General features: G+C 72.0%; 8 protein-coding genes. All 8 read left to right on the forward strand.

Translation table 11 applies throughout. The features are described 5' to 3' along the window. Position 1: 1 nt before the first annotated feature. Positions 2-1,051: a PLP-dependent cysteine synthase family protein gene (locus ACFYY1_RS34455; protein ID WP_388592557.1), complete on the forward strand. Its 1,050-nt coding sequence runs from the start codon at positions 2-4 to the stop codon at positions 1,049-1,051. After that, positions 1,048-2,313, forward strand: coding sequence for an ATP-grasp domain-containing protein (locus ACFYY1_RS34460; protein WP_388592559.1), 1,266 nt, complete (start codon positions 1,048-1,050; stop codon positions 2,311-2,313). The genes ACFYY1_RS34455 and ACFYY1_RS34460 overlap by 4 nt, the downstream gene beginning before the upstream one ends. Next, positions 2,310-3,788, forward strand: a complete 1,479-nt coding sequence (argH, locus tag ACFYY1_RS34465) for an argininosuccinate lyase (RefSeq protein WP_388592561.1) — start codon at positions 2,310-2,312, stop codon at positions 3,786-3,788. Before ACFYY1_RS34460 ends, argH begins: the two co-directional genes overlap by 4 nt. After that, positions 3,773-5,065: an MFS transporter gene (locus tag ACFYY1_RS34470; RefSeq protein WP_388592563.1), complete on the forward strand. Its 1,293-nt coding sequence runs from the start codon at positions 3,773-3,775 to the stop codon at positions 5,063-5,065. The genes argH and ACFYY1_RS34470 overlap by 16 nt, the downstream gene beginning before the upstream one ends. A gap of 43 nt (positions 5,066-5,108) precedes the next feature. After that, positions 5,109-5,885: a 4'-phosphopantetheinyl transferase family protein gene (locus tag ACFYY1_RS34475; protein WP_388592566.1), complete on the forward strand. Its 777-nt coding sequence runs from the start codon at positions 5,109-5,111 to the stop codon at positions 5,883-5,885. A gap of 136 nt (positions 5,886-6,021) precedes the next feature. Continuing rightward, positions 6,022-7,911 (forward strand): acetolactate synthase large subunit, encoded by a 1,890-nt coding sequence (locus tag ACFYY1_RS34480; protein WP_388592568.1) that lies wholly within the window; start codon positions 6,022-6,024, stop codon positions 7,909-7,911. Positions 7,912-7,925: 14 nt separating this feature from the next. Beyond that, entirely contained in the window at positions 7,926-8,486 is a 561-nt protein-coding gene (ilvN, locus tag ACFYY1_RS34485) for an acetolactate synthase small subunit (RefSeq protein WP_388592571.1), read from the forward strand. A gap of 60 nt (positions 8,487-8,546) precedes the next feature. Further along, positions 8,547-8,647 (forward strand): hypothetical protein (locus ACFYY1_RS34490; RefSeq protein ID WP_350986285.1); only part of this gene is annotated, 101 nt, incomplete at its 3' end.

Consider the following 8,647-nt stretch of genomic DNA (forward strand, 5'->3'; position numbering starts at 1 on the left):
CATGACGACGACGACCCTCCCCAAGGCTCACTCCTCGATCGTGGAGGCGACGGAGCTGCCACGCATCATCAAGGTGACCGACAACCTCTACGCGGCGGCCTTCAGCCTGATGAAGCTGCTGCCCGCCCGCTACATACTCGACCGCGCCGAGGCCGCCGGCCTGATCTCCCCGGGCACCCGGATCATCGAGACCTCCTCCGGCACCTTCGCCCTGGGCCTGGCCATGGTCTGCCGCCTGCGCGGCTACCCGCTGACCATCGTCGGCGACTCGGCGATCGACCGGGACCTGCGCACCCGGCTCGAAATGCTCGGCACGACGGTGGAGATCGTCGAGCACACCGGCCAGCCCGGCGGCATCCAGGGCGCCAGGCTCGCCCGCGTGGCCGAGCTGCGCCGGCAGCACCCGGACGCCTTCGTCCCCGGCCAGTACGACAACCCCGACAACCCCGGCGCGTACGGCGTCGTCGCCGACCTGATCGGCAACACCGTCGGCACCGTGGACTGCCTGGTCGGCCCGGTCGGTTCGGGCGGCTCCACCGGCGGACTCGCCGCCGCGCTGCGCCAGACCGGCCCCGCACTGCACCTGGTCGGCGTCGACACCCAGGGCAGCATCATCTTCGGCAGCCCGGACGGGCCCCGCATGCTGCGCGGGCTCGGCAGCAGCATCCACCCGGGCAACGTCAAGCACGCCGCGTACGACGAGGTCCACTGGGTGACGGCCCCCGAGGCCTTCCACGCCACCCACGAGCTCTACCGCGCACACGGCCTGTTCATGGGCCCGACCAGCGGTGCCTCCTTCCAGGTGGCCTCGTGGTGGGCCGAGCAGAACCCGGGGAGCACCGTCGTGATGGTGCTCCCCGACGAGGGCTACCGCTACCAGTCCACCGTCTACAACGACAACTGGCTGCGCGAGCAGGGGATCGTCCCCGCCCCCGCCACCGGCGGCCCGCTCACCGTCGAGCACCCGCTGGACGCCACCGCCGCCTGGTCCCGGCTGCTGTGGGCCCGCCGCGGCTTCGACGACGTGGTGATGCCGGTGGTCGGCTCATGAGCGAGCGCCTGCTGCTCCTGGTCGAGAGCAACACCACCGGCACGGGACGGCTGTTCGCCCGGCGCGCCGCCGAACTCGGTGTGGTGCCCGTGCTGCTGTGCGCGGACCCGGACCGCTACCCGTACGCCGCCGAGGACCGGCTGCGGACCGTCGTCGTGGACACCAGCGACGAGACCGCGCTGTGGACGACCGTCCGCGCCCTGGAGGACGACGCCGCCATCGCGGGCGTCCTGACCAGCTCCGAGTACTACGTGCCGGCCGCCGCCGCCCTCGCGTACCGGCTCGGACTGCCCGGCCCCTCGGCCGAAGCCGTCCGCGCCTGCCGCGACAAGGCCGAACAGCGCCGGATGCTCACCGACGCGGGCGTCGGATCGCCGGACTTCGCCGTCGTCGCCGAGGTCCCCGACGCACTCGCCGCGGCCCGCTCCATCGGACTGCCCGTGGTGGTCAAACCCGTGCAGGGATCGGGGAGTCTGGGCGTACGGCTGTGCACCGGGCTCGACCAGGTCGCCGAGCACGCCGGGACGCTGCTCGCCGCCACCGTGAACGAACGCGGCATCGCCGCACCCAGCCGGATCCTGGTCGAGGAGTACCTGACCGGGCCGGAGTACTCCGTCGAGGTGTTCGGCACCGAAGCCGTCGTCACCGTCGCCAAGCACGTCGGCGCGCTGCCGGTCTTCGTCGAGACCGGCCACGACGTGCCGGCCGCCCTGCCCGGCGAACAGGAGATCGCCCTGCGCGAGACCGCCGTACGCGCCGTGCGGGCACTCGGCCTCGGCTGGGGAGCCGCCCATGTCGAACTCCGGCTGACCGGGCCCCGGACCGCCCAGGTCATCGAGGTCAACCCCAGGCTGGCCGGCGGCATGATTCCCGAACTCGTCCGCCGGGCCTGCGGGATCGACCTGGTCCGCGCCCAGGTGCTGGCCGCCCTCGGCACCGCCCCCGAGCTGGAACGCACCGGATACGCCCGCGCCTCGATCCGGTTCCTCACCGCGGAACAGGACGGCATCGTCGCCCCGTCCGCCGCACTGACCGAAGCCGTCGCCAGGGCCCGCACGGTCCCGGGAACCGTCGAGGCGGTGCTCTACCGCGCCCCGGGCGAACCCGTCGGTCCCGCCGAGGACTTCCGGGGCCGCGTCGGCCACGCCATCGCCGTCGCCGACCGGTCGGTACGGGCGGCCGAGGCCGCGGACCGGGCCGTGGCGCTGCTCGGCGGGGCCGTGACCTACGCGGACCTGCACACACAGGAGGCATTCGCATGACCGCAGCGACGGCACACGGCGTCGACACCGGCCGGCTCAAGGCCGCGCTCGACGCCGAGGCGCACCGCATCGTCTACGACCAGTACCTGCCGGACACCGCGGACGGACTCGGCGAGGAGCTGCGCTGCATCAGCGAGGTCGACCGCGCCCACCTGATCATGCTCACCGAGCGCGGCATCGTGGACGCCGACCGGGCCGCCGCCCTGCTGCGCGCCGTAGAGGAACTGCGCGACCAGGACTTCGCACCGGTCAGGGCCACCCCGATGCCCCGCGGCGTCTACCTGGCGTACGAGGGCCACCTCATCGGGAAGCTGGGCGACGAGACCGGCGGCATCCTGCACACCGGCCGGTCCCGCAACGACCTCAACGCCACCACCACCCGGCTGAAGACGCGCGGCCCCTACCTGGCCCTGCTCGACGCGGTCGACCGGCTCGCCGGGGTGCTCCTGGCGAAGGCCGAGGAGTACCGCGACGTGATCATGCCCGCCTACACCCACGGCCAGCCGGCCGTGCCGATCAGCTACGGCCACTACCTCGCCGGAGTCGCCGGCGCGGTGCTGCGCGCGTACGAGTCGCTGCTGGACGCCGGACGCCAGATCGACGTCAACCCGCTGGGCGCCGGCGCGATCGGCGGGACGTCCGTCCCCATCGATCCCGGGCGCACCGCACAACTGCTCGGCTTCGGCTCCGCCGCCCCCAACTCCGTCGACGCGGTGGCCTCCCGGGACTTCGTGCTGGACCTGCTGTCCGCCTCCGCCGTACTCGGTGTCGCGCTGGCCCGCGCCGGGCGGGACCTGAGCACCTGGACCTCGGAGGAGTTCGGGCTGCTGAGGGTGGGCGACACCCTCGTCGGATCCAGCTCGATGATGCCGCAGAAGCGCAACCCGTTCCTGCTCGAACACATCCAGGGCAGATCCACCGCGAGCCTCGGCGCCTTCGTCGGCGCGGCGTCCGCGATGACCACCGGCGGCTACACCAACGCCATCGCGGTCGGCACCGAGGCCGTACGGCACCTCTGGCCCGGACTGAGCAGCACCACCGACGCGGTGACGCTGCTGAGCCTGGTGGTGGCGGGCACCGAACCGGAACGCGCACGCATGACGGAGCGGGCCGTGGACGGCTTCACCTCGGCCACGTACCTGGCGGAACGGCTCGTACTGGACGGGACACCGTTCCGGGCGGCGCACCATCTGGTCGGCGAGACCGTGCTCGGCGCCCTGGAATCGGGCCGCTCGCTGGTGGCCGCGGCCCGCTTCGCCGCCGTCGACGAGGGCGGACTGGCCCCCGACCGGGTGGCCGCGGCGTGCGCCCACGGCGGCGGACCCGGCTCCACGGCCGACGGGATCCGCGCCCTGAACGCCCGACGGGACGCGCTCAGGGCCGAATCGGACCACCGGCGCACCCGCTGGTCCGACGCCGGAGCGCTGCTCTCGCGGGCCGTGACCGAGGCGGTGACATCATGTCGGCCCGCCTGACCGAACGCGCACCGGGCCAGGAGCACCGGCCGCCGCCGCGCGGCGGACTGCGCCGCCACCACGACTTCCGGCTGCTGTGGCTCGGCGAGACGACCAACCGCGTCGGCATCAACATCACCGGGGTCGCCATGCCCCTGGTGGCCGTGGTGACGCTCGACGCGAGCACGCTCTGGGTGAGCGCGCTGGCGGCCGCCCCCTGGCTGCCCTGGCTGCTCATCGGCCTGCCCGCCGGTGCCTGGGTCGACCGGATGCGACGCCGGCCGATCATGCTGATCTGCAACGTGGTCCCACTGGTACTGCTCGCCAGTGTTCCGGTGGCGGGCTGGCTCGGGGTCCTGACGATGACCCAACTGCTGGCCGTGGCACTGATCAACGGCTTCGCCGCGGTGTTCTTCGGGATCTCGTACAAGGTCTACCTGCCCTCCCTCGTCGAACCCGAGGACCTCCAGGAGGCCAACGCCAAGCTCCAGGGCAGCGAGTCGGTGGCCCAGGTCGCGGGGCTGGGCGGCGGCGGCCTGCTCGCCCAGGCCTTCGGCGCCGCCTCCGGCCTCCTCGTCAACTCGGCGACCTTCCTCGTCTCCGCGCTGTGCCTGCTCGGCATCCGGAGCAAGGAACCGCTCCCGGAGAAACCCGAGCGGCACCGGGCCCTGCGACAGGACATCAAGGAGGGCCTGCACTACACCTTCAAAGACCCCTACCTGCGCGTCCTCACCCTGTACGGCACCGCCACCAACCTGCTGCTGACGGCCGAGGCGGCGATCCTGCCGGTCTTCATCATCCGTGAACTCGGGGTCCCCGAAGGCGCCACCGGCTGGCTCCTCGCGTCGAGCAGCATCGGCGGGATCCTCGGAGCCACCACCGCGAAACGCCTGATCGCACGGTTCGGATCGGCCCGCGGACTGCTGGTCGCCACCATCGCCAGCGCCCCGTTCGCCCTGCTCATCCCGCTGACCAGGATGGACTGGACCCTGTCCGCACTGGTGGTCGGGAGCGCGATCCTCTCGCTCGGCGTCGTACTCGCCAACGTGATCCAGGGAGCGTTCCGCCAGCGCTACTGTCCGCCCCAGCTGCTCGGCCGCGTCTCGGCCAGCGTCTCGGTCGCGAACTTCGGCGCCATTCCCTTCGGTTCACTGCTCGGCGGAATCCTCGGCACCGCCCTCGGTCTGCGGCCCGCCCTGTGGCTGCTCACCGCGGGACTCGCCCTGACCCCGCTGCTCCTCCTGATCGGGCCGCTGCGCCGAAGGCGGGACCTCCCGGTCGCGCCGGCCACGCCGTGAGACCCGACTCGCCTGTCACTCTCGTACGAACAGGAGAGACCCCGTGGAACAAGCCCTGCCGTGGGTCGTCCGCGAGCTGCCACCCCCTGGCTCGCTCGACCTCTGGCTCCTGAGGGTCTCGGATGTCCCCCTCGGCATCCTGGACGAACAGGTACTCGACGCGACCGAGCGTCAACGTGCCGCCACCCTCATGCACGCCGCCGACCGGACCCGGTTCACAGCCGCGCATGTCGCCCTTCGCCGGCTGCTCGGCTCGTACCTGAGCCTGCGCCCCGAGGACGTCCACCTCGGCCGGGACACCTGCCCCTGCTGCGGCGGACCGCACGGCCGGCCCACCGTGCTCGATGCCGACGACCGGCTGTTCTTCTCGCTGTCCCACCGCGGCGACCTCGCCGTCGTCGGAACCGCGGCGGCCCCCATCGGGGTCGATGTGGAACTGGTGCCGGACGAGGACGGCACCGCCGACCTCGCGGCGATGCTGCACGTGGACGAGCAGGCCGAACTGGCGGCACTGAGCCCGCCGGCCCGGCCCCGGGCCCTGGCCCGGCTGTGGACCCGGAAGGAGGCCTACCTCAAGGGCCTCGGCACGGGCCTGGGACGCGACCCCGCGCTCGACTACGTCGGCTCGGGGCGCCCCGAGGGGCCGTACCCGCCGTCCGGCTGGACCCTGCTCGACGTACCGGTGGACCGGGGCTACGCGGCGGCGGTGGCGGTACGCGGCGAGCTGACCGTCGAAGGACCGCTCGTCCGCAGGCTCGCCGGTCTCGATCTCGTACGGCACGACTGCGACGCCCTCCAGACGGCGAGAACCCCGCCCTGACCACCCGCCGGGTCCGCCGGGTGCACCGTTTCGGTGATCACCCGGCGGCGGGCACGCACCACCCGGCCGCTCCCGCCGCGGCTGCCGATCACCGATACGTCCTCACCAACACTCCTACGGACTTTTGGAACTGACGATGTCAAACGCTGTGCAGCAGGCCCCCGCGGCCCTCCTCCCGCAAGTGCTGCCCCGTACCACCGGGCAGCCCGACACCGGCGCCGAGCACGTGACGGGCGCCCAGTCCCTCATCCGCTCGCTCGAAGAGGCCGGCGCGGAAACCGTGTTCGGCATCCCCGGCGGCTGCATCCTTCCGGCGTACGACCCGTTGATGGACTCGGACCGGGTCCGTCATGTGCTGGTCCGCCACGAGCAGGGCGCCGGGCACGCGGCCACCGGCTACGCACAGGCCACCGGCAAGGTCGGGGTGTGCATGGCGACCTCGGGTCCGGGCGCCACCAACCTGGTCACCCCGATCGCGGACGCGTACATGGACTCCGTGCCGCTGGTCGCGATCACCGGCCAGGTCCCTTCCGCCGCGATCGGCACGGACGCCTTCCAGGAGGCGGACATCGTCGGCATCACCATGCCGATCACCAAGCACAACTTCCTGGTCACGAACGCCGACGACATCCCGCGCACGGTCGCCGAGGCCTTCCGTATCGCCTCGACCGGCCGCCCCGGACCGGTGCTCATCGACATCACCAAGGACGCCCTCCAGGCGGCCACCACCTTCCGCTGGCCGCCCAGGACGGACCTGCCCGGCTACCGCCCGGTCACCAAGCCGCACGCCAAACAGATCCGCGAGGCCGCCCGCCTCATCAGCGCGTCGAGCCGCCCGGTCCTCTACGTCGGCGGCGGGGTGCTCAAGGCACGGGCCACGGCCGAACTGCGCACCCTGGCCGAGCTGACCGGCGCCCCCGTGGTCACCACCCTGATGGCGCTGGGCGCCTTCCCCGGAAGCCACCCGCAGCATGTGGGGATGCCGGGCATGCACGGGGACGTCGCGGCGGTCGCCGCACTCCAGAAGGCCGACCTGATCGTCGCCCTGGGGGCCCGCTTCGACGACCGGGTCACCGGCAGACTGGACAGCTTCGCCCCGCACGCCAAGGTCGTCCACGCCGATATCGACCCCGCCGAGATCTCCAAGAACCGGGTCGCCGACGTGCCGATCGTCGGGGACGCCCGCGAGGTCCTGCTCGCCCTGGTCCAGGCCGTCCGGGCCGAGCACACCGAGGGCCGTGCCGGCGACTACGACACCTGGTGGCGGGAGCTGAACCACTGGCGAGCCACCTACCGGCGCGGCTACGAACTGCCCGCCGACCCGGGACTGCTCGCCCCGCAGCAGGTCATCGAACGGATCGGCCGACTGGCCCCGGAAGGAACGCTGTTCGCCTCCGGCGTGGGCCAGCACCAGATGTGGGCGGCGCAGTTCCTCCCGCACGAGGAACCGGGCACCTGGTTCAACTCGGGTGGCGCCGGAACGATGGGGTACGCGGTTCCGGCCGCGATGGGCGCCAAGGCCGGACGTCCCGACCGCACCGTCTGGGCGATCGACGGCGACGGCTGCTTCCAGATGACCAACCAGGAGCTCGTCACCTGCGCGCTCAACAACATCCCGATCAAGGTCGCGATCATCAACAACGGTGCGCTCGGGATGGTCCGCCAGTGGCAGAACCTGTTCTACGGTGCGCGGTTCTCCAACACCGTGCTGCACGACGGCGCCACCAACGCCACCACCGGATCGACCCGCGGAGTGGGATCAGCGACCCATCACGGCACCCGGGTCCCGGACTTCGTACAGCTCTCCGAGGCGATGGGCTGTGTGGGCCTGCGCTGCGAGAACCCCTACGAGCTCGACGCGATCATCGACAAGGCCAACGCGATCAACGACCGCCCCGTCGTGGTGGACTTCATCGTCCACGAGGACGCGATGGTGTGGCCGATGGTCCCTGCCGGCACCTCCAACGACGACATCATGGCCGCACGCGACGTACGCCCCGACTTCGGCGACTACGCGGACGACTGAGAGGACCCTCCGACATGTCCCAGCACACGCTCTCCGTCCTGGTCGAGGACACACCCGGCATCCTCGCCCGTGTCGCCGCCCTGTTCTCCCGCCGCGGCTTCAACATCGACTCGCTCGCGGTCGGCACCACCGAACATCCCGAGCTGTCCCGCATCACCATCGTCGTCAGGGTCGACCACGAACTGGCCCTGGAACAGGTGACCAAGCAGCTCAACAAGCTGGTCAACGTCCTCAAGATCGTCGAGCTGGAGGCGGACTCCGCCGTCCAGCGCGAACTGGTCCTGGTGAAGGTGAGCGCCGGCAACGGCACCCGGGCCCAGATCATCCAGATCGCCGAGTTGTTCCGCGCCAGAACCGTCGACGTCTCGCCCGACGCCGTCACCCTCGAAGCGACCGGCTCCGGCGACAAGCTCGACGCGATGCTCCGGATGCTCGCCACCTTCGGCATCAAGGAACTCGTCCAGTCCGGCGCCATCGCGATCGGCCGCGGCTCCCGCGCCCTGGCCGACCGCTCCGCCCGCGAGGCCCGCCCGATCCCCCTGACCTCGGCCGCCACCGAGGCGCGAAGCGCATAGCCCGTGCCCGTGAAGTCCCGTCCGCACACCCTCACGTTCCACAGACCAAGGAGAAGCACCATGCCCGCCGAGCTGTTCTACGACGACGATGCCGACCTGTCCATCATCCAGGGCCGCAAGGTCGCGGTCATCGGCTACGGCAGCCAGGGCCACGCCCACGC

This window comes from Streptomyces sp. NPDC001890, assembly GCF_042891445.1.
In the GTDB taxonomy this organism is placed as follows: domain Bacteria; phylum Actinomycetota; class Actinomycetes; order Streptomycetales; family Streptomycetaceae; genus Streptomyces.

Bases quoted from the DNA above. Each gene is read 5' to 3' on its own strand.
- ACFYY1_RS34455 (WP_388592557.1), top strand. From the start codon at position 2: ATGACGACGACGACCCTCCCCAAGGCTCACTCCTCGATCGTGGAGGCG.
- ACFYY1_RS34460 (WP_388592559.1), top strand. From the start codon at position 1,048: ATGAGCGAGCGCCTGCTGCTCCTGGTCGAGAGCAACACCACCGGCACG.
- argH (WP_388592561.1), top strand. From the start codon at position 2,310: ATGACCGCAGCGACGGCACACGGCGTCGACACCGGCCGGCTCAAGGCC.
- ACFYY1_RS34470 (WP_388592563.1), top strand. From the start codon at position 3,773: ATGTCGGCCCGCCTGACCGAACGCGCACCGGGCCAGGAGCACCGGCCG.
- ACFYY1_RS34480 (WP_388592568.1), top strand. From the start codon at position 6,022: ATGTCAAACGCTGTGCAGCAGGCCCCCGCGGCCCTCCTCCCGCAAGTG.
- ilvN (WP_388592571.1), top strand. From the start codon at position 7,926: ATGTCCCAGCACACGCTCTCCGTCCTGGTCGAGGACACACCCGGCATC.